18 protein-coding genes are annotated in these 23,746 nt (G+C 63.2%); 1 reads left to right on the top strand and 17 read right to left on the bottom strand.

Annotation, left to right across the window (positions count from 1 at the left end):
• Positions 1 to 8 precede the first annotated feature (8 nt).
• The 12 genes from ybeY to mutS all read right to left on the bottom strand — a co-directional run bounded on the left by ybeY (position 9) and on the right by mutS (position 15,081).
• A complete protein-coding gene (gene ybeY / locus AC07UR_RS01775) occupies positions 9 to 515 on the bottom strand; it encodes an rRNA maturation RNase YbeY (RefSeq protein ID WP_209787856.1) in 507 nt (168 codons plus the stop codon).
• Between the two features lie 14 nt (positions 516 to 529).
• Positions 530 to 1,588 (bottom strand): PhoH family protein, encoded by a 1,059-nt coding sequence (locus AC07UR_RS01770; protein WP_173418823.1) that lies wholly within the window; start codon positions 1,586 to 1,588, stop codon positions 530 to 532.
• A 26-nt stretch (positions 1,589 to 1,614) separates the two neighbouring features.
• Positions 1,615 to 3,012, bottom strand: coding sequence for a tRNA (N6-isopentenyl adenosine(37)-C2)-methylthiotransferase MiaB (gene miaB, locus AC07UR_RS01765; protein WP_209787858.1), 1,398 nt, complete (start codon positions 3,010 to 3,012; stop codon positions 1,615 to 1,617).
• Positions 3,013 to 3,084: 72 nt separating this feature from the next.
• On the bottom strand, positions 3,085 to 3,876 hold the full coding sequence (olsA, locus tag AC07UR_RS01760; protein WP_209787860.1) for a lyso-ornithine lipid O-acyltransferase: 792 nt from the start codon (positions 3,874 to 3,876) through the stop codon (positions 3,085 to 3,087).
• 93 nt (positions 3,877 to 3,969) lie between these two features.
• Positions 3,970 to 4,467 (bottom strand): GNAT family N-acetyltransferase, encoded by a 498-nt coding sequence (locus AC07UR_RS01755; RefSeq protein ID WP_209787861.1) that lies wholly within the window; start codon positions 4,465 to 4,467, stop codon positions 3,970 to 3,972.
• A gap of 6 nt (positions 4,468 to 4,473) precedes the next feature.
• Entirely contained in the window at positions 4,474 to 5,133 is a 660-nt protein-coding gene (gene tsaB / locus AC07UR_RS01750; RefSeq protein ID WP_209787864.1) for a tRNA (adenosine(37)-N6)-threonylcarbamoyltransferase complex dimerization subunit type 1 TsaB, read from the bottom strand.
• Between the two features lie 119 nt (positions 5,134 to 5,252).
• Complete coding sequence (locus AC07UR_RS01745; protein WP_077502982.1) at positions 5,253 to 5,819, bottom strand: NifU family protein; 567 nt, start codon at positions 5,817 to 5,819, stop codon at positions 5,253 to 5,255.
• A 106-nt stretch (positions 5,820 to 5,925) separates the two neighbouring features.
• Positions 5,926 to 6,417 (bottom strand): universal stress protein, encoded by a 492-nt coding sequence (locus AC07UR_RS01740; protein WP_077502983.1) that lies wholly within the window; start codon positions 6,415 to 6,417, stop codon positions 5,926 to 5,928.
• A 52-nt stretch (positions 6,418 to 6,469) separates the two neighbouring features.
• Positions 6,470 to 7,534: a tryptophan--tRNA ligase gene (trpS, locus tag AC07UR_RS01735; protein ID WP_173418818.1), complete on the bottom strand. Its 1,065-nt coding sequence runs from the start codon at positions 7,532 to 7,534 to the stop codon at positions 6,470 to 6,472.
• Between the two features lie 155 nt (positions 7,535 to 7,689).
• The gene (gene murJ / locus AC07UR_RS01730) at positions 7,690 to 9,294 is read right to left on the bottom strand and encodes a murein biosynthesis integral membrane protein MurJ (protein ID WP_209787868.1); all 1,605 of its coding nucleotides are present in this window, start codon (positions 9,292 to 9,294) and stop codon (positions 7,690 to 7,692) included.
• Positions 9,291 to 12,134 (bottom strand): [protein-PII] uridylyltransferase, encoded by a 2,844-nt coding sequence (locus AC07UR_RS01725; RefSeq protein WP_173418816.1) that lies wholly within the window; start codon positions 12,132 to 12,134, stop codon positions 9,291 to 9,293. The genes murJ and AC07UR_RS01725 overlap by 4 nt, the downstream gene beginning before the upstream one ends.
• 202 nt (positions 12,135 to 12,336) lie before the next feature.
• Positions 12,337 to 15,081, bottom strand: a complete 2,745-nt coding sequence (mutS, locus tag AC07UR_RS01720) for a DNA mismatch repair protein MutS (RefSeq protein WP_209787871.1) — start codon at positions 15,079 to 15,081, stop codon at positions 12,337 to 12,339.
• 103 nt (positions 15,082 to 15,184) lie between these two features.
• Here mutS and AC07UR_RS01715 point away from each other — a divergent pair, with 103 nt between their 5' ends.
• Entirely contained in the window at positions 15,185 to 17,470 is a 2,286-nt protein-coding gene (locus AC07UR_RS01715; RefSeq protein WP_209787876.1) for an NADP-dependent malic enzyme, read from the top strand.
• A 347-nt stretch (positions 17,471 to 17,817) separates the two neighbouring features.
• Here AC07UR_RS01715 and olsB read toward each other — a convergent pair whose 3' ends face one another.
• The 5 genes from olsB to AC07UR_RS01690 all read right to left on the bottom strand — a co-directional run bounded on the left by olsB (position 17,818) and on the right by AC07UR_RS01690 (position 23,651).
• Positions 17,818 to 18,708 carry a l-ornithine N(alpha)-acyltransferase gene (gene olsB / locus AC07UR_RS01710; RefSeq protein ID WP_173418813.1) on the bottom strand — a complete coding sequence of 297 codons (891 nt, stop codon included), beginning with the start codon at positions 18,706 to 18,708 and terminating at the stop codon, positions 17,818 to 17,820.
• Positions 18,709 to 18,828: 120 nt separating this feature from the next.
• Complete coding sequence (locus AC07UR_RS01705) at positions 18,829 to 21,096, bottom strand: hybrid sensor histidine kinase/response regulator (RefSeq protein ID WP_209787879.1); 2,268 nt, start codon at positions 21,094 to 21,096, stop codon at positions 18,829 to 18,831.
• Between the two features lie 55 nt (positions 21,097 to 21,151).
• Positions 21,152 to 21,643 (bottom strand): signal peptidase II, encoded by a 492-nt coding sequence (gene lspA, locus AC07UR_RS01700; RefSeq protein WP_209787882.1) that lies wholly within the window; start codon positions 21,641 to 21,643, stop codon positions 21,152 to 21,154.
• Complete coding sequence (locus AC07UR_RS01695; protein WP_173418810.1) at positions 21,640 to 22,500, bottom strand: TrmH family RNA methyltransferase; 861 nt, start codon at positions 22,498 to 22,500, stop codon at positions 21,640 to 21,642. The genes lspA and AC07UR_RS01695 overlap by 4 nt, the downstream gene beginning before the upstream one ends.
• Entirely contained in the window at positions 22,500 to 23,651 is a 1,152-nt protein-coding gene (locus AC07UR_RS01690) for a class I SAM-dependent methyltransferase (protein ID WP_209787886.1), read from the bottom strand. Before AC07UR_RS01690 ends, AC07UR_RS01695 begins: the two co-directional genes overlap by 1 nt.
• Positions 23,652 to 23,746 lie beyond the last annotated feature (95 nt).

The following is a 23,746-nucleotide window of genomic DNA, read 5'->3' as shown; positions in this document are numbered from 1 at the left end:
CCAAACTGTTAATCCGGGGATCGGTCCCCGTAGGGATCAGATAAGCCAAGACGCGCTAAAATGCGAGTCTCCAGGCTTTCCATTCTTTCGGCTTCATCATCTACCATATGATCATAACCGAAAAGATGCAGGAATCCATGCACGAGAAGATGCGTCAGATGCGCGTCGAAGGTTTTTTCAAGATCCGCCGCTTCGCGCTCCAGCGTCTCGCGTGCCACGATGATGTCGCCGAGCATCGGTCCCGGCATCTTGCCGGGCGTTACCGGGAACGCCGGAAAGGATAGAACATTGGTCGGCTTGTCCTGGCTGCGCCACTCCGCATTGATCGTGCGAATGGAGGCGTCGTCGGTGAAAACCAGCGACAACTCGGGCTGCATCTTCGGGAATGGCTGGCCTTCTTCCGCCTTCAGGAAGGCGGCCGCGGCCTCAAGCACCGGCGACGAAAAAGCGAGAAGCGTGTCTTCGTCGGGCCAATTGCCCTCTTCGACGCTGATCTGGATATCCAATGCACTCATGATTGCGACGACCGCTATCGGCGGTCGCCCTGCTCGCTTTCATCGTGCACGGCCGTCTGGGCTTCGTAGGCCCTGACGATACGTGCGACCATCGGGTGGCGCACGACATCGACGTCCTTGAAACGGATTTCCGAAACGCCTTCGACGCCGCGCAGGATCTGCAGGGCCTCGACCAGGCCCGACTTGACGCCGCGCGGCAGGTCAACCTGGCTTGGGTCACCCGTCACGATCATCCGGCCGTTTTCGCCGAGACGGGTCAGGAACATCTTCATCTGCATCGACGTGGTGTTCTGCGCCTCGTCGAGGATGACGGCGGCATTGCCGAGCGTGCGACCACGCATGAAGGCAAGCGGCGCGATTTCGATGACGCCCGCCGTGATGGCACGCTCCACCTTGTCGCCCGGCATCATGTCGTAGAGCGCATCGTATAGCGGCCTGAGATAAGGATCGACCTTCTCTTTCATGTCGCCCGGCAGGAAGCCGAGGCGCTCGCCGGCTTCGACGGCCGGACGGGAGAGCACGATGCGGTCGACGGCGCCACGCTCAAGCAACTGGGCCGCGTGGGCAACCGCAAGGTAGGTCTTGCCGGTACCGGCCGGACCGACGCCGAAGACGAGCTCGGAGCGCTCCAGCGCGCGGATATAGGCATCCTGCGTCGGTGTGCGGGCAACGATCGTCTTCTTGCGCGTTGAAATCTGCGCCATCGTCAATTTGGCTTTTTTCTCCATGGTCGGCAATTGTAGCTGATCATCGGCAGCGACCGCCATCCGGATCGCACCCTCCACATCCGACGTATCGATCGATCCGCCGCTCTGCAACCGTCCGTAGAGAAAATCGAGTGCGCGACGGGCCTGATTGGTGGCGACGACATCGCCTGAGATCGCAACGGAATTGCCGCGTGGATGCGCTTCGATCCGGAGCCGCTCCTCCAGGAGCTTCAGGTTCTGGTCGAACTGCCCGAAGAGTTCGCTGGCGAACCGGTTGTTCTCAAATGTGAGCACGAAGTGATTGGCGTCTGTCGCAGTTGTTTTCGACTGGCGCGATGATGAAGAGATCAGTTCGTGTCCGTTCAAGCGGTTCAGGCTCCTGTTTTCGGTCCTTACCCGATCATCTCGGCAAACAGACTGTTGTTTCCTGCCTTGATGATTCGCACCTTGATAATGTCACCGATTTGCGATGCTTTTGCATCAACATTCACAGGCTGAAGCCAGGGGGAACGGCCGACGAGCTGCCCGGGCATGCGGCCGGGCTTCTCCAGAAGCAGGTCGATCTCGCGCCCGACACAGGATTCGGCAAAGGCGCGTTGCTGCGAAAACAGCAAAGCCTGCAATCTTTCCAGACGCTTGGCTTTGACGTCCTCCGGAACCTGATCGTCAAGGTCGGCACCCGGCGTGCCCGGACGGGTCGAATATTTGAACGAAAATGCCTGTGCATAACCCACGGCTTCAATGAGCCGGATCGTGTCTTCGAAGTCCTCGTCGGTTTCACCGGGGAAGCCGACGATGAAATCGCCCGACAGGGCAAGGTCGGGCTGCACCGCGCGGATGCGCTCGATGAGCGCCAGATACTCGGCTGCCGTATGCCGCCGGTTCATCGCCTTGAGGATGCGGTCGGAGCCCGCCTGCACCGGCAGGTGCAGATAGGGCATCAGCTTCGGCATCGAGCGATGCGCCTCGATCAGGCTGTCGTCCATATCGCGCGGATGGCTGGTCGTATAACGCAGCCGTGCCAACCCCTCGATGTCGCCAAGACACTGCAGGAGATCACCCAGGCCCCACTCGCGACCATCAGGGCCGAGACCATGCCAGGCGTTGACGTTCTGGCCGAGCAACGTGATTTCGCGCACACCGGCCTCGACCAGCTTCTGTGCCTCGGACAGGATCTGGGCGACGGGGCGGGAAACCTCCGAGCCGCGCGTATAGGGAACGACGCAGAAGGTGCAGAACTTGTCGCAACCTTCCTGCACCGTCAGAAACGCCGTGACGCCGCGCGCCCGGGTTCTGGCCTTGTCGGGTGCCGGCAGATGCTCGAACTTGTCTTCGACCGCGTAATCGGTCTGGACGACTCGCTCGCCGTTGCGGGCGCGCTTCAATGCTTCCGGCAGGCGGTGGTAGGTGGTCGGGCCGATGACGAGGTCGACGGCCGGCGCGCGGCGCAGGATCTCGTTGCCCTCGGCCTGCGCGACACAGCCGGCGACGCCGATCACCATCTCCCGGCCTTCGAGCGCCTTTGCCTTTTTCAGATCACGCAGGCGGCCAAGCTCGGAATAGACTTTTTCTGCCGCCTTCTCGCGGATGTGACAGGTGTTGAGCAGGACGAAGTCGGCATCCTCGAGCACATCCGTCGAGACATAGCCGTCACGCGTCAACGCATCCGACATGCGGTCGCTATCGTAGACGTTCATCTGACAGCCGTAGGTCTTGACGAAAACCTTGCGGGCCGGCGTGCGTTCGTCGCCCGCTGCGGGCGTCGTCAGAAGAGCTGTTTCCTGGGTCATGCCGGTTCTTTAGTGCAAAGCGGGCCGGAATTGAAGTATTTTCGCTGCCCGGCTTTCGAGTTGCTGGCGGCGTCAGGCCCGCCCGCGCAGGCGATCCGACAGCATCGAGCGGATGCGCTGCTCGATGACGCGGCTGACTTCCTTGCGGTTGGTGTGATGGTCGTAGTCCACGGCCTCACCGAAATCGACATCCACCTCGATCGCGCCTTCGCGCAGGATGCCGAGCAGATGGGGCGCAAGACCGGTATCGCCCGGCCAGGCGGCGATCGGCCGGTTGAAGCGTCCCATCGGCATTCCGTGGATGCCGGTGTAGGAGATCGCCACCGGCTGGACGTGAACCAGGCCGGTCGGCGAATGCGGTACGGCAGAGGCGGCAGCGCCGAACAGCGACGTCTTGATCTCAAGCAGGCGGTTGCCGTCCGAGGTCGTGCCTTCCGGGAAGAGCACGACGATCTCGCCGCCGGCCAGCCGCTGACCGATCTCGCTCACCTGTTTTCCCGTTGCACGCTTCTGTTCCCGCACGACAAAGATCGAAGCCTGCAACCGTGCGAGAACGCCGAAGACCGGCCATTGCTTGACCTCGGACTTGGCGACGAAGACGACATCGGCCACTGAGGACAAAACCAGGATATCCTTCCACGAGGCGTGGTTGGCGCACAGAAGCAGGGGCCGCCGGCGGTCCGGTATGCCGTGCACTCGCACCTTGATGCCGAGCAGGTAGCAGGCCATGCGGTGCCAGTAGCGCGGCAACAGGCGGCGTGGCTTCAGGTCCAGCCGCAGGCAGACGATCTGCACCGGTATCAGCACGAGCGAGGCCAGCGCCAGCACCAGCGCGAACAGGGCGATGCGCAGCCAATTGATCATCGAAAAGGATTTCCTGCGCCGTTCACGCACCACTCCGCATGGTTGTGCGAAGGTTTGGCTCATCCGATACGTGCCAAACCAGTCGGCTTCGCACTAGCGAAGATCGAGGCGCATGACAAGCGCGGCGGTGCGCTGTCCTGTCTTGTCCTGGTAATAGGCACGGCGTTCGCCGACCTTGAGGAAGCCGAGCTTACGGTAAAGCCCGATCGCGGCCTGATTGGTCTCGTCCACCTCGAGGAAGAGCGTGTCCGATCCCTTGACGGAGGCTTCGCGCATCGCCGCCTGCATCAGCCGCCAGCCGAGACCGGAGCGGGCATAACGGGGATCGACGCCGATCGTCAGGATTTCGGCCTCGCCGGCAACAGCGCGCGACAGCACGAAACCGCCAAAGGCGGGCCGCAACGAACCGTTGGTCTGGCGGGCGACGAAACCGAACACCGTGTCCTGGACCAGCAGGGCATGGATTTCACCATCGCTCCAAGGAGAGGCGAAGCGCTGGCGATGCAGACCGGCGGCGGCGATCAGATCAGGCTCCTCCAGCGGGAAGATGTCGAACTCGGCACGGCGCGTGAAGTAGTCGGTGAAGCTCATCGGGGTCTAGGCTCGGGTCACAGCGAAGCCCGCTTGCGGCTTGGCGTCGGGCCCCCGAAGATATAGCGGCTTCGGCTTGGCCGAGGCTGGATCTGCGCCGGCTCCAAGCCGCGCGACCACTGCAATATCGACAAGATCGGCGGTCTTGACCGGTGTCACGGAGGTCAGGAGTTCGGCACCCGAACCGGCAACGCCCCCCTCAAAACCGGCAAAGCGGTCGCGGGCGGTCATGACGGCGAGCGCTTCCGGCTCCGTGACGGCCTGGCCTGCCGCATCGAACGCCTGGACATAGACTTCGTCGCGCTTGGCGTCGATGGCGACCAGCACCGCTTTGCCCGGCGCCGCGGCGCGGGCTTCCTCCGCAAGAACGTGAAGTGAGGAAATGCCGACTGCCGGTTTGCCTAGCGCAAGCGCCAGACCGCGCGCGGTCGCGACCCCGACACGAATGCCGGTAAACGATCCCGGGCCGATGGTAACGGCGATGCGATCGATATCGCCAATCGGGCGATCGGCGCTGGCGAGGGCCTCGTCGACGAACTCCATCAGCCGTTCGGCATGGCCACGGCCGATATCGGCCCCGGATTGTCCGAGAATGGCGTCAGAGCCACTGTCATAGATGGCAGCGGAACAGCCGGACCCGGAGGTGTCGATGGCAAGGACGATCATTTCAGTTGCAGCAGTTCCAGACGCATTCTGCCGCGACGCCCCATGGCATCGCGGTCACGCTTACTCGACAAACAGACCGGCCACGGCCCCGAAGGGCGCAGCCGTTCGCCATCGCGATATCAGACGGCTTCGACCGCTTCCACCTCGGGAACGAAGTGACGCAGCAGATTCTGCACGCCATGCTTCAAGGTCGCCGTCGACGACGGGCAGCCCGAGCAGGCACCCTTCATGTTCAGGAACACCGTGCCGTCCTTGAAGCCGCGGAAGGTGATGTCGCCACCGTCCTGCGCAACGGCCGGGCGAACACGGGTTTCAAGCAATTCCTTGATGGTGGCGACAATGGTCTCGTCGCCGGGCTCGAAGAATTCGTCTTCCTCATCCAGTTGCTCGGCACGGCCGGCACCGGCCATGATCGGCGCGCCGGACATGAAGTGCTCCATGATCGAGCCGAGGATGGCGGGCTTCAGGTGCTGCCACTCCTGCCCGTCCTTGCTGACGGTGATGAAGTCGTAGCCGAAATAGACGCCGCTGACGCCGGGGATCGAGAACAGCCGGGCAGCAAGCGGCGAGCCGGCGCGGGCTTCTTCCTCGTCGCGGAACTCGGCAGTGCCGTTTTCCAGCACGACCTTGCCCGGCAGGAACTTGAGCGTGGCCGGGTTCGGCGTGGCTTCGGTCTGGATGAACATGTTTTTCTCCGTCTCGCCGGGATGGGTCCTCAACCGGCTCTTTAGAATAGTTCAAAAGAATATATGATCTTCGTTCCGCCCCCGCAAGGGCGCAAAGGGACGCAGCTCAGCTGAGCGCGTCGATTTCCTCGTCGGTCAGAAGATCCGGGATGACCGTCACCGGGATCGGGAAGGCTGCCGCCTTGCCGGCGATCGACGACACCAGCGGACCGGGACCTTCCTTTGCCGAGCCTGCGGCCAGAACCAGAATGGCGATGTCGCGATCCTCTTCGATGGCCGAGTGGATCTGCTCGGTCGCCGCCCCTTCGCGAATGACGATTTCCGGTTCTATCCCGATGCGCTCGCGCACGGCCTGCGCCACCTTGGCAAGGGTGGCTTCCGCTTCTTCGCGTGCTTCGGCGCGCATGATTTCCTCGACCCCCAGCCATTGCTGGAAGTCGCCGTCGGCGATGATGTAGAGCAGGACGAGACCGCCATTGGAATTCTTGGCGCGCATGCCAGCATAGTGCACGGCGCGGCCGCATTCCGGGGTATCGTCGATCACCGCCATGAATTTGCGGCGGTGACCTTCAAGTCGTGAGAGTCGGGTCGAGACCATGCGGCGAACATTACATTCCAGATTATCCGCCGCAAGGTCTCATTTTCGCCTTTTACTGCAGAAAGCCGATGATATCGCGAACCTCGGTCATCGTCTTTTCCGCACGCGCCCGCGCCCGCTCGCCACCGTTGCGAAGGATGGCGTCGATATGGGCGGTGTCGCCCATCAGGCGGCGCATCTCGCCGGTGATCGGTGCGAGAACCTCGACCGCCAGGTCGACCAGAGCCGGCTTGAACACCGAAAACTGCTGGCCGCCGAATTCGCCCAGCACCTGTTCCTTGGTCTTGTCGGAAAGGGCTGCGTAGATGCCGACGAGGTTGTCCGCCTCGGGACGTCCCTTGAGGCCGTCGAGCTCGCTCGGCAACGCGTCCGGATCGGTCTTGGCCTTGCGGATCTTCTTGGAGATGGTTTCGGCGTCGTCCATCAGGTTGATGCGTGAAAGATCCGACGGATCGGACTTCGACATCTTCTTGGTGCCGTCGCGCAGTGACATCACGCGGGGCGTAGCACCGCCGATCAGCGGCTCGACCGGGGGGAAATAGGCATGAACGGGCTCTTCGCCAACGACCGTGTCGACGCCGTAGCCGCGGGCGCGGATGTGCTCCATGAAGTCGATGTTGAACTTCTGGGCGATGTCGCGCGTCAGTTCGAGGTGCTGCTTCTGGTCATCGCCGACCGGAACGTGGGTGGCGCGATAGACCAGGATGTCGGCAGCCATCAGGCTCGGATAGGCAAGCAGGCCCAGCGAGGCGTTCTCGCGGTCCTTGCCGGCCTTGTCCTTGAACTGGGTCATCCGGTTCATCCAGCCGATGCGGGCGACGCAATTGAAGATCCAGGCGAGTTCGGCGTGCTGCGGCACAGCCGACTGGTTGAAGACGATGTGCTTTTCCGGGTCGATACCGGAGGCGATGAAGGCAGCGGCGATCGAGCGGATCTGCCCCTTCAAGTCCTCGTGCACGAGCTGGGCCGTGATCGAATGCAGGTCGACGACGCAATAGATGCAATCGTTGTTTTCTTGCAAAGCCACGAACTTGCGGATCGCGCCGAGATAATTGCCGAGATGGAGGTTGCCCGTCGGCTGTACACCGGAAAATACGAGCGGCTTGAATTCGTTCATGTCGTCCTCAATAGGCTGGTGGAGGGCCCCAGGGCTTGTCGCCCATGTAGCTAACGGCATGGCTTATGCACGTCGGACGGTGCGCAATCAAGTGGCCCAAATCCAAGCGGGCGATGCCGATTAAGATAGGCATCGCCGCTTCATTGCCGGATGGTTCAGGCGTCCGCGTCCGGGGTCGGTGCAGGGTCGGCCTTGGCCTTCGCCTTGCGCTTGATGTTGCGACGGATCATGCCGAGATTGGCGCCGCCGATACCGAAGGCGATCGCGAAATAGATTACCATGGCAACGGCGACCAGGCCGCAGAGCGTGGTCGCACGCACGATCAGGGGCGCTGCCGACGACACTTCGTAGGTCAGCCATTGCAGGGCAAAGTGCAATGCGACCGCCATGCCGGCGGCGGCGATGACCAGACGGGGGATGCGGGTTAGAAGCGGAATGTCGCGCCCCCAGTGGCCGCGCCAGACGAGCATGCCGAACAGGAGCACGGCATTGACCCAGCCGGCAACGATTTCCGCCGTGGCGATACCGCTTGCCCCCAGCCGAGGAAACAAGGTCAGCGCCAGCGACACGTTCACCGCAACCGAAATACCGGCAAAGATCATCGGCGTGCGCGTGTCCTCGCGGGCGAAGAAGCCGGGGATGAAGGCCTTGATCAGCACAAAGGCCGGCAGGCCGAGGCCGTAGATAGCCAGAATATGGCCGACGACCACGGTCGACGACGCGTGAAACTCGCCGCGTTCGAACAGCAGCCGGACGATCGGCTCGGACATCACCAACAGGGCAGCTGCCGCCGGCAAGGTCAGGAACAGGGTGAACTCGACCGAACGGTTCTGCAGGTTCGACGCCTCGTTGAGGTTGCCGGAGCGCAGCGCCCGCGCCAGTTCCGGCAACAGCACGGTTGCGACCGCGATGCCGACGACGCCCAGCGGAAGCTGATAGATGCGGTCTGCATAGACGAGCGAGGAGACCGCGCCCGCCTGCGCCGAGGCAATGTTGGTGTTGATCAGCAGGTTGATCTGGGTGATGCCGCCGGTGATTGCGGCCGGCAGCGCCAACACCAGCAACCGCCGGACATTGGACGTCAGCCGCGGCCGACGGAAGCCGATCTTGATGCCGGCATTGCGCACGGCGACCCAGACGATCGCCAGTTGCACGAGACCGGCGGCCATCACGCCCCAGGAGAGGCCATAACCGACGGCAATCGGATCCTGGCCCACGTACCAAGCATAACCCAGGATACCGATGAGGATGATGTTGAGGAACACCGGCGCGATCGCCGCGGCGAAATAGCGGTGCAGCGAGTTCAGCATGCCGGCCATCATCGCGGCCAGCGACATGCAGGCGAGATAGGGGAACATGATCGTCGCGAAGATGACGGTGTTGCCGAGCTTTGCCGGATCGTTGGCGAAACCGGGCGCGATCAGGTTGCTGACGATGAAGGGCATCGTCAGTTCCATCGCGATCGTCAGGAACAACAGAACCGTGAAGAGGACGCCGAAGACTTCCTCCGAGAAGCGCCGCGCGCCTTCCATGCCGTTCGCCTCGATCTCCTTGGCAAAAAGCGGCACGAAGGCGGAATTGAACGCGCCCTCGGCAAACAGCCGCCGAAAGGTGTTGGGCAGGCGGAAGGCGGTGTTGAAGGCATCGGCGACCGGGCCGGTGCCAAGGGCTGCCGCCATGAAGGTTTCGCGGATGAAGCCGAACAGGCGGCTGCCGAGCGTGGCGCCGCCGACGGTTGCAAATTTCTTGACCAGACTCATGTTTCGGCTTTTGTCGTTCTTTGAGCGGAGGACGTGCCTGCAGCAGGCGCGATGATGCCGGACGGCATCCGGTCTCGAACCTCGTCGGCCTCGTCGGCCATGACGGCTTTCAGGCGGGCGGCGATGTTCATCTGGCGGTTTTCACTGGTGACCTTCTGGCCGACGAGATCGGTGATGTAGAAGGTGTCGATGACCTTCTCGCCGAAGGTGGTGATGTGCGCCGAGGCGATGTCGAGCGAAAGGTCCGAGAGCACGGCGGTGATCTCCGACAGCAGGCCGGGGCGGTCGAGGCACTCGACCTCGATGACCGTAAACTTGTTCGACAGGGTGTTGCTGATCGTCACCTCGGGGGTGACGGTGAAGGCCTTGTTGCGCTTCTTCACCTTGGTGCGGCTGGCGATCACCTCGGGCAGGCGCTTGCGACCTGACAGCACATCCTCGATCAGCTTGCCGATGCTGGCTGCGCGTCGCGTCTCGTCGCCATCGACCGGAAACTCGCGGTTGACAAGGATGGTATCGAGCGCTCGCCCGTCGGATGTCGTGAAGATCTGCGCATCGACGATGTTGGCGCCGGCCGCCGCGCAGGCGCCGGCGATAACCGTCAAAAGCCGCGGATGGTCGGGCGAAAGCACGGTGATTTCGGTGATCGCGTGGAACTGGTGCGTGCGCACCATGGTCGACAGCGCCTTTCCGGCGGCGTCGGCCTCGCGGATGAAGCGGGCGTGGCGGATCTGGTCTTCAAGCGCCACCGTCAGCAGATAGGGCTGGTAGTGCAGCCGGACATAGGCTTCGCGCTCGCTTTCCTGCCAGTCGGTCAAGGCGTCGCTCAACATCGTTGCGGCATGGGCCGCACGCTCCTTGCGCGACAACTCGGAGAAGCCGCCCGAAAGCAGGAGTTCGGTTTCATAATAGAGCGTGCGGAGCAATTGCCCCTTCCAGCCGTTCCACACGCCCGGGCCGACGGCACGGATGTCGCAGACGGTGAGGATCAACAGCATCTTCAGCCGGTCGAGCGACTGCACCCGCTCAGCGAAATCGACGATGGTCTTGCGGTCGTTGAGGTCGCGGGTCTGGGCGACCATCGACATCGTCAGGTGCTCGTCGATCAGCCAGGCGACAAGCTCGGTCTGCTTCGGCGTCAGGCCGAAGCGCGGGCATAGGCGGCGCGCCACCTTGGCGCCGGCAACCGAATGATCCTCCGGCCGACCCTTGGCGATATCGTGCAGAAGCACGGCGACATAGAGCACCTCGCGCTCCTCGATCCCCGGCATCAACTTGGCGACCAGCGGGTGCGCGTCCTCCTCGATGCCGCGCTCGACCCGCGAGAGAACGTCGACTGCGCGCAGCAGATGCTCGTCCACCGTATAGTGGTGATACATGTTGAACTGCATCATCGAGACGATCTTGCCGAAGTCCGGAATGAAGCGGCCAAGCACACCCGCCTCGTTCATGCGGCGAAGGATCAGCTCCGGCTTCCGGCGCGAGGTCAGGATCGACAGGAACAGCCGGTTGGCTTCCTCGTTCTCGCGCAGCTGCGGCTTGATCAGGCCGAGCGAGCGCGTCACCTGGCGAAGGGCCGCCGGGTGGAATTCGAGATTGTTGATGTCGGCGATGTGGAAGAAGCGCAGGAGATTGACCGGATCGCGCTTGAAGACGTCGGGGCTTGCCAGCGCGATACGCCCGCCATCGTCAACGAAATCGAGGGTGCCGGCGATCTTGCGGCTGCGATGGGTGAAGCGGCCGATGATGCCGGACAGGCCCGGCGCGTCCTTTGCCTGCTGATCCTCGAGTGCTGCACAGAAGATGCGGGTGAGATCGCCGACGTCTTTCGCCACCAGGAAGTAGTGCTTCATGAAGCGCTCGACCGCCGAAAGGCCGGGGTGGTCATGATAACCGAGCGCCTCGGCGATCTCGCGCTGGATGTCGAAGGACAGACGCTCCTCGGACTTGCCGGTCAGGAAGTGCATGTGGCAGCGCACTGCCCATAGGAAGTCCTCGGCCTTCTGGAACAGCTTGTATTCCGTTCGCGAGAGAACGCCGAGCTTCACCAGATCGGCCGAATCCTTGACCCGGTAGAAATACTTGGCGATCCAGAACAGCGTGTGCAGATCGCGAAGCCCGCCCTTGCCTTCCTTGACATTGGGCTCGACGAGATAACGCGTGTCGCCAGCCTTACGGTGGCGCTCGTCACGCTCGGCGAGCTTGGCGGCGATGAAATCCGGCCCGGTGTTGCGCACGATCTCATGGTCGAAGCGCGTTTCGAGCTCGGCGGCCAGCGTTTCCGACCCACAGATGTAGCGGGTTTCGAGGATCGCGGTACGGATGGTCATGTCGGCGCGCGAGAGCCTGATGCAGTCCTCGATCGTGCGCGTGGCGTGACCGACCTTGAAGCCCAGATCCCACAGAATATAGAGCATGAACTCGATGGCGGGCTCTGCCCAGACGGCTTTCTTCACCGGCAGCAGGAAGAGCAGGTCGATGTCGGAACCCGGCGCCAGCGTGCCGCGGCCGTAGCCGCCGACGGCAGCAACCGCGATGCGGCTTGCCGGCGGCGCATTGGCCGCGTCAAAGATCTCGTTGAGCACGAAATCATGCAGCACCGTGATCAGCTGGTCCTGCAGCCACGAAATGCGTTCGGCGCAAAGAATGCCGCCGCCGTCGCCGGCAAACAGTTCGCGCGCCTTGGCGCGGCCGGCGACATTCGCTTGCTTGAAGGCAGCAAGCAATGCCTGGCGCATCGGCTCGCGCTGCTCGGCATGGGCCGATGCGATGAAGTCGCATTTCGCCCGAAGCGCTGCGACATCGAGAATTTCGGGAAAGGAAGTTTCGTGTCTGCCCATGAAGTGCCGAGGGGCGTCCTGTCCGACTGGTTGCGTGATCCGCTGTTTGAACAGCGTTCCTGCATGCTCCCATCCGATCAAGGCCGAACCGGGACCGTGCAGCGTTTCGAATTACTACCGGCTGATCGCCACGCCCTTTCAAGGCGCGCGGCGCTGTATAGCCTTTTTCATCGACGCATGCACAGCAAAAACAGCGCGCCCGTCACCGGGCACTCAGTTCCTTCTTCAGCGCGTAAAGCGCATCGAGCGCTTCGCGCGGCGTCATATCGTCCGGGTTGAGCGCCTTCAGCGCCTCGTCAACCCTGGAGTTGCCGGCGGGCTTGGCCTCTTCGCGGCGGATCGCCACCTGGAACAGCGGCAGATCGTCGATCAGCTGGCTTGCCGGGTTCTTGCGATCGGCGTCTTCGAGCTTGGCGAGCACGTCCTTGGCCCGGGAGACCACCGAGGCCGGCAGCCCGGCGAGACGGGCGACCTGGATACCATAGGAGCGGTCGGCCGCACCCGGCCCGACCTCGTGCAGGAAGATCACGTCGCCGTGCCACTCCTTGACGCGCATGGTGGCATTCGACAGCCGGCTCAGCTTTTCCGAAAGCACGGTCAGTTCGTGGAAGTGGGTCGCAAACAGGCCGCGGCAGCGGTTGGCCTCGTGCAGGTGCTCGACCGAGGCCCAGGCGATCGACAGGCCGTCGAAGGTGGCGGTGCCGCGGCCGATTTCGTCGAGGATAACAAGCGAGCGATCGGTCGCCTGGTTGAGGATCGCCGCCGTCTCGACCATCTCGACCATGAAGGTCGAGCGGCCGCGGGCAAGATCATCGGAGGCGCCGACGCGCGAGAACAGCCGGTCGACGATGCCGATATGGGCGCTTGCGGCAGGCACGAAGGTGCCCATCTGCGCCATGATCGCGATCAGCGCATTCTGCCTGAGGAAAGTCGACTTACCGCCCATGTTCGGACCGGTCAGCAGCCAGATCGCCCCACCCTCTTCGCCAGATGGCGGCGACAGATCGCAGCCATTGGCAACGAAGGCACTGGCCGCCTGGCGCTTCAGCGCCTGCTCGACGACGGGATGGCGGCCGCCCTCGATGGCGAACATGCGCGTGTGGTCGACGACCGGGCGGGCATAGTTCTGTTCTTCCGCAAGGATCGCGAGGCCGGCTGAAACATCGACGGTCGCAAGCGCCAGCGACGCCGCCTTGATGACCTCGGCCGCCGAAACGACATCAGCCGTCATCGCCTCGAAGGCGGCAAGTTCGATCGACAACGCCCGATCGGCGGCGTTGGCGATCTTGCTCTCAAGCTCGGCAAGGGCAGTGGTGGTGAAGCGCATTGCATTCGCCATGGTCTGGCGATGGATGAAACGGGCGCGGCCCTCATCGGTGTCGGTCATCGAGCCGGCATTGCCCGCCGTCACCTCGATGAAGTAGCCAAGCACATTGTTGTGCTTGATCTTCAGCGACTTGATGCCGGTCTCTTCGGAATATTGCAGCTGCAGCCCGGCGATGACGCGGCGGGACTGGTCGCGCAGTCCCCGCACTTCGTCGAGGTCGGCATTTGCCCCCTCGCGCAGGAAGCCGCCATCGCGCTTGAGGAGCGGCAGCTCGTCGGCCAGCATCGCATCGAGGTGGTCGAGAACGGACGACGGCAAGGCGTCGATCGCTGCGCGCGCCTCAACGAGTTCCTCGGAAAGATTGCCCGAGGCCATCAGCCCCGAGATCGATGCCGCCGCCCGGAGACCGGCCTGGATGGCGCCGAGATCGCGCGGGCCGCCGCGGCCGAGCGCGAGCCTCGACAGCGCGCGTGGCATATCGGGCGCGCGCCGCAGTTGATCCCTGAGATCGCCCGCAAAGGACGGCTGGCCGGCCAGGATCTCGATTGAATCGAGCCGCTGGTTGATGCGATCGGGATCGGTGAGCGGAGACATCAACCGCTCGGCCAAGAGCCGCGCGCCGCCGCTCGTCACCGTCCGGTCGAGCGCCTTCAGCAGCGTGCCTTCGCGGGCGCCCGACAAAGTCTTGACCAGTTCGAGGTTGGCGCGCGTCGCCGGATCGATGAACAGCGTCGAGGCCGCGCTCTCGCGCTCGGGCGTGCCGAGGGCGGGACGTTCGGCAAGCTGGGTCTTTTCGACATAGGAGATGGCAGCGGATGCGGCCGCCATTTCGGCGCGCGAAAAGCTGCCGAAACCATCGAGCGTCTTGACGCCGAAGTAGCGGGCGATGCGGCCCTCGGCCGTCGCGCTGTCGAACAGCACGGCCGGCTGCGGCACCGCCACCCGACCGAGCACGTCGAACACGGCACGCAGTTCCGGATCGTGGAAGACGGTGTCGGCGAGGATCAGTTCGCGTGGCTCGATGCGCAGGATATCGGCGAGCAGCCGGCTCTCAGCCGTTTCGGCAAGCCGGAAGACCCCGGTCGAGATGTCGATCCAAGCGAGCGCATAGGCCGGTTCCGAACTGCTCTTGATGCGCGCGAGCGCCATCAGATAGTTGGTCTCGGATGGCGAAAGCAGCTTTTCCTCGGTGATCGTTCCCGGCGTCACCAGCCGGACGACGTCGCGGCGCACGACGGATTTGCCGCCGCGCTTCTTGGCTTCGGCCGGATCCTCGACCTGCTCGCAGACGGCGACGCGGAAGCCCAGGCCGATCAGTTTCTGCAGGTAATCGTCGGCGGCATGCACCGGCACGCCGCACATCGGGATTTCCTGCCCCATATGCTGGCCGCGCTTCGTCAGCGTGATACCGAGCGCCCGCGATGCCTCGACGGCGTCCTGGAAGAACAGCTCGTAGAAGTCGCCCATGCGGTAGAACAGCAGCGAATCCGGGTTGTTCGCCTTGATCTCGATGAACTGCTCCATCATCGGCGTGGCCGTGGAGCGGCTCTCCTCGGTCGCCAGTTCAGCTGCAGAAAACACCTCGCCGGAGCGGCTCGATTGGTCTGTCACGAAATTCATGATTGTCCCGAAAAAAGAGATGGCACACTATCGCCAAGCAATTATAGACGACAACCATAAAGAGGCGGCCCGACAGGGTCGCCCACAGGAGGATAGAGGAAACATGCCGGCCAACGACAAGACCGATCGCACAATGACGAGCGTCACCGCGCAGGAAGCGCTCGATTTTCACTCGCAGGGTCGCCCCGGAAAGCTGGAGATTTCCCCTACCAAGGCCATGGCCACGCAGCGCGACCTGTCGCTTGCCTATTCGCCCGGCGTTGCCGTGCCGGTCAAGGCAATCGCCGCGGACCCCTCCACCGCCTACGATTACACCACGCGCGGCAACATGGTCGCGGTCATCTCCAACGGCACGGCCATTCTCGGCCTCGGCAATCTCGGGGCGCTCGCCTCCAAGCCGGTCATGGAAGGCAAGGCGGTGCTGTTCAAGCGCTTCGCCGACGTCGATTCCATCGACCTTGAGGTCGATACGGAGAATGTCGATGAGTTCATCAACTGCGTACGCTTCCTCGGCCCCTCCTTCGGCGGCATCAACCTCGAGGACATCAAGGCGCCGGACTGTTTCATCATCGAGCAGAAGCTGCGCGAGGTCATGGACATTCCGGTGTTCCACGACGACCAGCATGGCACTGCCATCATTGCCGCGGCCGGCCTCATCAACGCGCTGGCCTTGACCGGTCGCGACTTCAAGACCACCAAACTCGTCTGCAACGGCGCGGGTGCTGCGGCCATCGCCTGCATCGAACTCATCAAGGCGATGGGCTTCAACCCTGAAAACGTTATCCTCTGCGACACCAAGGGCGTGATCTTCCAAGGCCGCACCGAAGGCATGAACCAGTGGAAGTCGGCGCACGCGGTCAAGACCGACCGCCGCACACTTGCCGAGGCGATCGAGGGTGCCGACGTGGTCTTCGGCCTTTCCGCCAAGGGCGCGCTTTCCGAAGACATGGTCCGCTCGATGGCGCCGCGGCCGATCATCTTCGCCATGGCCAACCCGGATCCGGAAATCACGCCCGAGGAAGTCGCGCGCATCCGTGACGACGCGATCGTCGCGACTGGCCGTTCGGACTATCCGAACCAGGTCAACAACGTGCTCGGTTTCCCCTATATCTTCCGCGGCGCGCTCGACGTGCGCGCCTCGACGATCAACGACGCCATGAAGATCGCGGCCGCCGAGGCGCTGGCAAGCCTTGCCAAGGAAGATGTCCCTGACGATGTGGCAGCCGCCTACCAGGGCAACCGCCCGCGCTTCGGCGCGCAGTACATCATCCCGGTTCCCTTCGACCCCAGGCTGATCTCGGCGATCCCCATGGCCGTCGCCAAGGCCGCGATGGAAAGCGGCGTCGCCCGCAAGCCGATCACCGATCTCGAAGCCTACGGCCGCCAGCTTTCCGCCCGCCGCGACCCGATCGCCTCGACGCTGCAGCGGATCTACGAGCGCGTCCGTCGCCAGCCGAAGCGCATCGTCTTTGCCGAAGGCGAAGAGGTGCAGGTCATGCGTTCGGCGATCGCCTATGCCAACCAGCAGCTCGGCACGGCGATCCTGCTCGGCCGCGAGGACCGCATGCGCGAGACGGCGGAGCGCGAGGGCATTGATCTCGACCGCCCCGGGATCCAGATCGTCAATGCCCGGGTCTCCAAGCGGGTCGGCGCTTACACCGACTATCTTTACGCCCGGCTGCAGCGAAAGGGTTACCTCTTCCGTGATGCCCAGCGGTTGATCAACAACGACCGCAACCACTTTGCCGCCTGCATGGTCGCGCTCGGCGATGCCGACGGCATGGTGACGGGCATCACCCGAAACTATTCGACGGCGCTGGAAGACGTGCGCCGCTGCATAGATCCGAAGCCGGGTCATCGGGTGATCGGTGTGTCGATCGCGCTCTGCCGTGGCCGCACCGTGCTGGTCGCAGACACGGCGGTACACGACATGCCGTCGTCGGAGGAGCTCGCCGATATCGCCGAGGAAGCAGCTGGTCTTGCCAAGCGCCTCGGCTACATACCGCGCGTCGCGATGCTGGCCTACTCGACCTTCGGCCACCCGTCCGGCGAACGCTCGGAACGGGTGCGCGAGGCGGTCAACATTCTCGACAAGCGCCGCGTCGACTTCGAATATGACGGCGAGATGGCCGCCGACGTGGCACTCAATCCGAAGGTGATGGAACAGTACCCCTTCTGCCGCCTTTCGGGCACGGCCAACGTGCTCGTCATGCCGGCGTTCCACTCCGCCTCGATCTCGACCAAGATGCTGCAGGAACTCGGCGGCTCGACCGTCATCGGGCCACTGCTGGTCGGCTTCGACAAATCGGTGCAGATCGTTTCGATGTCGGCGAAGGATTCCGACATCGTCAACATGGCGGCAATCGCGGCCTACAACGCCGGAATGTGACATCGGCGCACAATGTCCGATTTCGAGACACACCCTGTCCATCGATGGAGCAGGGTGTGTCGAGCCAACACAGAAACAACATAGACCTGCGCACAAAAGAAGAGCTCGACACCCTTGGGAAAGGGGTCGAGCTCAATACATAATGGAAGACTTACTTCCTATGCGATGAAATAATGTGGAGATAGAGCAAAATACACGCCAATCTCATTTGAAGCTGACGGCTCTCTCCGTTGATCCTTCTATTATTTCGTCATAAAACCAAAATTCTCCTTGACAAGACTATCGTCTCTTTCGAGGTCGAAAGTCAAATCGATCCTTAATATCTGGTTAATTGCGTCGGACGCCTGTCAGGATACCGAAGTCGCGAACCGCCCGGCATCCGCACCGTAATAATTGAGGTACCGGCCGGAGATGTTGCTGATCGGCAAAACGATCAGCACGTCGGTGGTGCGGAATGCATGATCGACCACGGCGCCGTCGCCGACCATCGCGCCAAGGCGCATGTAACCCTTGATCAGCGGCGGCAAGGCGGCCAGCGCCTTCTTTGGATTGATGGCCTCGACCGGCATCATGTCCATCGTCCGGTGCAATTCGGGCCTCGCGGAGACGGCCCACTCGTCGCGCGTACGGATGTTGTGGTGAAGGAAGGAGAGCGCCAGCGCATGCTCGGCCGGAACGGTGCCCGGGAACGACCCGCAGCCGAACATCGCATCGACGCCGTATCTGAGCGCGTAGGCCCAATTGCCCTGCCACAGCAGCTCCACCGTGCGCTTCGTGCGGTATTCCGGCAGCACGCAGGAGCGGCCGAGCTCCATGAAGCGCTTGTTGGAGTGGCGCGAGACAAGGGCTCCGACATCGAACTCCGACGCGGAGTAGAAGCCGCCCGCCCGCTCGGCCACATCCTGGCGCAGCAGACGGTAGGTGCCGACGATCTGGTCTTCCGGATCGCCCTCGATCGCCGTGTCGAGCACAAGCAGGTGGTCGCAGATCGCGTCCCAGCTATCGACGTCGCGCTTGCGACGATCGAGGTCGGGCCCGACCTGCGCCTTCATCTCGTCGACGAAAACCTTGTAGCGCACAGCCTGTGCCGCATCGATCTCCGATGCGTTGCGCGCAAGCCGGGTCTCCAGGTTGGCTATTCGTCCGAGAACGTCGGTCGTCGGGGCGGTCATTGTCTTGCCGACGCAAGCCTGAGAAGTGTCTACCACGCTCGTCGAATCCAGAAGCTCGATCGTCATCCGCGTCATCCCGAATCAATCATATCTGCCGGGCTTAGACCACGTTTCTGCAACAACATAGTGACATGAAAACGGCGCACAACCCCTGCCGGGACGGTGATACCGTTACGACTTCAGCGCTTACCGTATCCCGAGAAGGCGGCTTATTTCCGCCATCAGCCGCTGCGGATCCGCGGGCTTGGGCATGACGACATCGGCGCCGGCCACAATCAGCCTGTCCCTCACCTCTGGCCGCACGTCGGATGTGAGCACGACCACCGGAAGACGCCGACCCGGCCCCATGGCCTCGTTCTCGCGCAGGCGCTTGACCATTGAGAACCCGTCACCGCCCGGCATGTTCAGATCGGTGACGACAAGCTCCGGCATCGCCTGGGCCGGATCGCCGGTGCCGGAAAGGATCTGATCGACGGCGCCAAAATCAGTCACCAACCGAACCGTCAGTCCGGCGCGCTCCAGCACGGTGCGCACGATCAGCGCATTGACCGGATCGTCCTCTGCCAAAAGGATGCCGCGCGGGCTCTGTTTGGAGGGCGCAATCGTCGGCTCCTCCCGCAGGATCGGCCGGTTGTCGTTGATGGCGTCGCGTTTTTCGATGCCTTTCAGCCTCCCGAGCAGCACTTCGACCAATGACTTCTCGCGCAAGGGGCGGATCAGCCAGGCCTCATAGCCATCCATCTGGTCGACCGGATGGTTGTTGCGCTCCTCCGGATTAATCAGATAGGTCCGGCGCACGTCGAGGCGCGCCACCGCCGGCTGCAGGGCGAGAAGCTGCTTGAACTGACCGGCGTGGCGGTGATCGACGATGATGTCGGTCAACGCAGCGCCGCCGGCAAGGACGTCCGAGATGACATTCTGCGCGGCCGCCAGCGTGGTTGCGCGATGGCAACGTCCGCCGAGGGTGGCGATGGTGGAGGACAATGCAGCGGATGCCGGGCCATCCGGGGCCATCACAAGCACATGCGATCGGGCGAGCCTGACGCGCCGCTCCGGCGTGACACGCTCGACTTCGGCGAGCGGCAGGCGGATCTCAAAGCGGCTACCGCGCCCCGGCGCGCTCGACGCCGTCAGGCTGCCGCCGCAGGCTTGCATGATCCGGCGCGAGATCGCCAGCCCAAGCCCCGTGCCCTTAGCGCGCTGCTCATCGCTGCCAGCCTGCTCGAACTCTTCGAAGATACGCTTCAATTCGTCGCCCGACATGCCCGGGCCGGTGTCATCGATGAGGATGCGCACACAATCCTCGACAATATCGGCGCTGACGAAGACGCCGCCGATCTCCGTGAACTTCACCGCATTGCCGACGACATTGAACAGGACCTGACGCAGGCGGGCCGCATCGAACTCCATCAGCACTGGCACATCGGCGCTCACGGTTGCGCCGATCTCGATGCCCTTTTCATGGGCGCGATTGGAGAGCATTTCGACGACGCTCTCGATGACGCCGCGCGGATCCTGCCGCGAAGGGCGGAACTGGAAGCGTCCGGCCGAAAGCGACGAGAAATCGATCAGGTCCTCGACAAGCTGCACCAGCGCATGGCCGGACTGCTGCATGCCGGCCAGATAGTTCTTTTGTTCGCTCGACAGTCGGGTCTGGCCGAGCAAGTGGCTCATGCCGAGGATACCGGACAATGGCGTGCGGATTTCATGGCTGACGGTTGCGAGCAATCGTGATTTCGCCTGGCTTGCCTCTTCGGCGCGGCGCCTTGCGTCTTCGCGTTCGCGCGCGGCGCGTGCCTCCTGCGTCACGTCGCGTGCGATGCTGTGGCGCATCAACCTTCCGCTGCCCGGATCCCTTGCAATGACATCGTGCCAATCGTAGAGGCGCAGCCCTTCAGGTGCCGCGATCCGCACGAGATAGTGGTTGGGTTCGATCTTCGGCTCAAAACCGAGGCCAATGGCAGCGCAGGTCAGCCCTCTTGCATCGTCAACTCCGCAGGCGCGATGAAAAGCGGCGTTGGCATGGACGATCTTGCCGTCCATGCCACGCATGATCGCCAGGTCTCCGAGCGCATCGTGGATGGTCGAAAGCAGCGCCGAGGTTTCATGGCGATCCCAGTCGCCGTCCTGCCTGGCTTCCGCACCCGTCCTGTCGCTGTCGACAGCCCTGATGCCATCGGCAATCAACAACAGCACACCTGCAAGGCCGGCTGCCGCAACCGCTGCGGAAAACAGATAGAGACCGGCGGCGATACCGATCGCCAGCACGAGACCGGACGCGATGACACCGAGAGATGCCAGCGAAACACGGCGCAGGGAGTAAGCGGTTGCACCGTCCCTGGATATCGCTCCGGAGCCATCCGCCATGGTGCCAGCAGCCATCGCATCGCTGGATCGGGCTTGCGCACCGAAACCGGATTCGATCTGCTCCAACAATCGTGACGGCTCGCTCATGCCCCTTGGCTAACACGGCAAGCGTTCCGAATGGCTTCAGCGCATCGATAAAATCTTAAGCGTTGGCCTTTTTCGCCTGCAGCAACTCGTCGAGAATGATCGCGCCGGCGCCAATGGTGATGAAACTATCGGCCAGGTTGAAGACGGCGAAGGACCATGTCTGCGTGTAAAACAGGATGTAGTCGATGACGTAGCCGAAGATCAGCCGGTCGACGAGGTTGCCCAGCGCACCGGCAATGATCAGTGCATAGCCGAAATGCGCAAAGAACCGGTCCTTCGGCGTGCGCCGCCACAGCCACAAAACGAAGGCGACGACGGTGAGGCGCATGCCGACGATGAACCAGCCTTCCATGCCCGACAACATCGAGAAGGCGACGCCGTAGTTGTAGGTACGGTAGAGCGCCAGCATCGGCACGACAGGAACCGCTTCATTGAACGGCAGATAGGCCTCGACCAGATACTTGATCAGCTGGTCGGCGGCGAGCGCCAGGGCGATGAAGACCGCGATCGGCAGCGGCCTCGAAAACAGGACCTGCTTTTCACTCATGCGCCGGCATCCAGCGCCAGCAGGTGACGTCGCGCCTCAAACAGCATGATGCCGGTGGCGATGGCGAGATTGAGGGAATCGGCACGGCCGGCCTGCGGAATGCGGGCAAGCGCTCCGGCCTCGCGGGCAAGCTCTTCGGGTAGGCCCGCCTGCTCGTTGCCCATCAGGAGCACCACAGGCTTCGACTTGTAGTCGATCGTGCGGTAGTCGACCGAACCGGCAAGATGCGTCGCCACGACCTTCACGCCCGCCTGCTTCTGCCATTTGACGAAGTCGTCGGCGCTGGCGCGCACGACCGGCATGGCGAAGACCGAACCCATGGTCGCGCGCACGGTTTCGAGCGAGAAAGGATCCGTCGTTTCCCCGACGAGAATGATGCCGGAGGCGCCGGCCGCATCGGCCGTGCGGATAATCGTGCCGAGATTGCCGGGATCACGAACGCGGTCGAGCGCCACATAGGTCTCGCCGAGCTCGGGGCGGATCTCCTTCAGCGCCCGGTAGCGCTGCTCGAAGATACCGACGACCATCTGCGGATTGTCGCGCCGGGTGATCGTCGACAGCACCTTCTCGCTGACTTCGAGCACGAGGCCACCGCGGGCGAAGGTCTTTGCCGCCACCTGCTCCACATGCGGCTTGCCCTTGGCCGCCTTGGCGTAGATCAGCGTCTTGATCTTCCAGCCGAGATCGAGTGCATCGATCACCAGCTTCAAGCCCTCGGCCATGAAGGACCGCGTCTCGTCGCGGTGCTTCTTCTGCGCAAGCAGCTTGATGTCCTTGATGATCGGATTGGTGAGGCTGGTAACTTCCTTCACCTGTCCGACCCGGCCTGCGCCGTGTTCGCTTCTGTCATTGCTCATTACGGCACCCAGCGGCTGAAGAGAGATGTCGAAAGCGCCCGTCCCGGCTCGCGGCCGTCGAGCCCGCCTTCGCGGATGATGAGTTCGCCCGATTCAACCCGGCCACCACGGCCGCGCATCGTCTCGCGCATCAGTTCATGGATCGAGTAGAAGCTGGCGCGGATCGAATAGGCGGTCAGCACAAGGCCGCGGGCCTCGGGCGACAGGATTTCGCGGCAGATGTCGAGCATCGCCGCCAGGTGGTCGAACAGTTGCCAGACTTCGCCGTTCGGACCGCGCCCGAATTTTGGCGGATCGGTCAGGATGATATCGTAGCGGCTGCCGCGCCGTTCCTCGCGCTGGATGAACTTCATCGCGTCGTCACAGATCCAGCGGATCGGTAGCTTTTCCGCGCGCGCCAGCGCCTGGTTTTCACGGGCCCAGCCGATCGCCTTCTTCGATGCGTCAACATGGGTCACCTCGGCACCGGCCTTGGCAGCGATCAGCGAGGCAACCCCGGTGTAGCCGAAGAGGTTGAGGACTTTCAGGGGGCGGCGGGACGCCTCCACCTGATCCTTCACCCAGCTCCAGTGCGCCAGCTGCTCTGGAAACACGCCGACATGGCGGAAGGAGGTGAACCGGCCATGGAAGTCGGTGCCCAGAAGCTGCATCGGCCAGGTCTCGCCAAGAACCGAGCCCGGAAACCGCCAGCGGCCCATGCCGTCCTCGTCGGTATCGCCGGTGAAGATCGCGTCGGCGTTTTCCCACACGCTATCGGGCAGGGCTCGCGGCCAGAGCGCCTGCGCCTCGGGGCGCACGATCCGATAGGGTCCGTACTGTTCGAGCTTTTCGCCGGCGCCGCTGTCGATCAGATGATAACCGGAAACGCCCGAAGTCTCGAGAATGAGCGGCACATGTTCGCCCGGCTTGTCGCCGGAGCGGCGTGGGATGACGCGGACCGGAGCCTCGTTTTCGGCCTGTGCCCTCGGCGGCCTGTCGCGTGGCTCTGCGGCTTTCGCCGTCGCCTGGACGGCGGCACGCTCCTTGAACTCGCCTGACTTGGCAAAAGGTGGACGCTTCTTGTCAAGGCGGCCACCACCACGCGCCTCGGCTCCGCGGCCCTTCGCCGTCGTCACGGAGGCATTCTTCGACCGCCGGTCCTTTTCCTTCACGCTGAGATCCCTGGGCTTTGTTTTGTCACGAGGCGCTACCCTCCCGAATATCGGATGCAATCGGGCCGGCACCATGAGGTATGCCGCCGCACCCC

It is taken from the genome of Ensifer sp. GW821-FHT05G01 (genome assembly GCF_059419585.1).
This window is presented reverse-complemented; position numbering and strand designations above follow the sequence as displayed.

What these genes read in the sequence shown, in the direction of transcription:
- ybeY (WP_209787856.1), bottom strand. Translation starts at nt 515, where the DNA reads ATGAGTGCATTGGATATCCAGATCAGCGTCGAAGAGGGCAATTGGCCC.
- miaB (WP_209787858.1), bottom strand. Translation starts at nt 3,012, where the DNA reads ATGACCCAGGAAACAGCTCTTCTGACGACGCCCGCAGCGGGCGACGAA.
- olsA (WP_209787860.1), bottom strand. Translation starts at nt 3,876, where the DNA reads ATGATCAATTGGCTGCGCATCGCCCTGTTCGCGCTGGTGCTGGCGCTG.
- AC07UR_RS01755 (WP_209787861.1), bottom strand. Translation starts at nt 4,467, where the DNA reads ATGAGCTTCACCGACTACTTCACGCGCCGTGCCGAGTTCGACATCTTC.
- tsaB (WP_209787864.1), bottom strand. Translation starts at nt 5,133, where the DNA reads ATGATCGTCCTTGCCATCGACACCTCCGGGTCCGGCTGTTCCGCTGCC.
- AC07UR_RS01745 (WP_077502982.1), bottom strand. Translation starts at nt 5,819, where the DNA reads ATGTTCATCCAGACCGAAGCCACGCCGAACCCGGCCACGCTCAAGTTC.
- AC07UR_RS01740 (WP_077502983.1), bottom strand. Translation starts at nt 6,417, where the DNA reads ATGGTCTCGACCCGACTCTCACGACTTGAAGGTCACCGCCGCAAATTC.
- trpS (WP_173418818.1), bottom strand. Translation starts at nt 7,534, where the DNA reads ATGAACGAATTCAAGCCGCTCGTATTTTCCGGTGTACAGCCGACGGGC.
- murJ (WP_209787868.1), bottom strand. Translation starts at nt 9,294, where the DNA reads ATGAGTCTGGTCAAGAAATTTGCAACCGTCGGCGGCGCCACGCTCGGC.
- AC07UR_RS01725 (WP_173418816.1), bottom strand. Translation starts at nt 12,134, where the DNA reads ATGGGCAGACACGAAACTTCCTTTCCCGAAATTCTCGATGTCGCAGCG.
- mutS (WP_209787871.1), bottom strand. Translation starts at nt 15,081, where the DNA reads ATGAATTTCGTGACAGACCAATCGAGCCGCTCCGGCGAGGTGTTTTCT.
- AC07UR_RS01715 (WP_209787876.1), top strand. Translation starts at nt 15,185, where the DNA reads ATGCCGGCCAACGACAAGACCGATCGCACAATGACGAGCGTCACCGCG.
- olsB (WP_173418813.1), bottom strand. Translation starts at nt 18,708, where the DNA reads ATGACGATCGAGCTTCTGGATTCGACGAGCGTGGTAGACACTTCTCAG.
- AC07UR_RS01705 (WP_209787879.1), bottom strand. Translation starts at nt 21,096, where the DNA reads ATGAGCGAGCCGTCACGATTGTTGGAGCAGATCGAATCCGGTTTCGGT.
- lspA (WP_209787882.1), bottom strand. Translation starts at nt 21,643, where the DNA reads ATGAGTGAAAAGCAGGTCCTGTTTTCGAGGCCGCTGCCGATCGCGGTC.
- AC07UR_RS01695 (WP_173418810.1), bottom strand. Translation starts at nt 22,500, where the DNA reads ATGAGCAATGACAGAAGCGAACACGGCGCAGGCCGGGTCGGACAGGTG.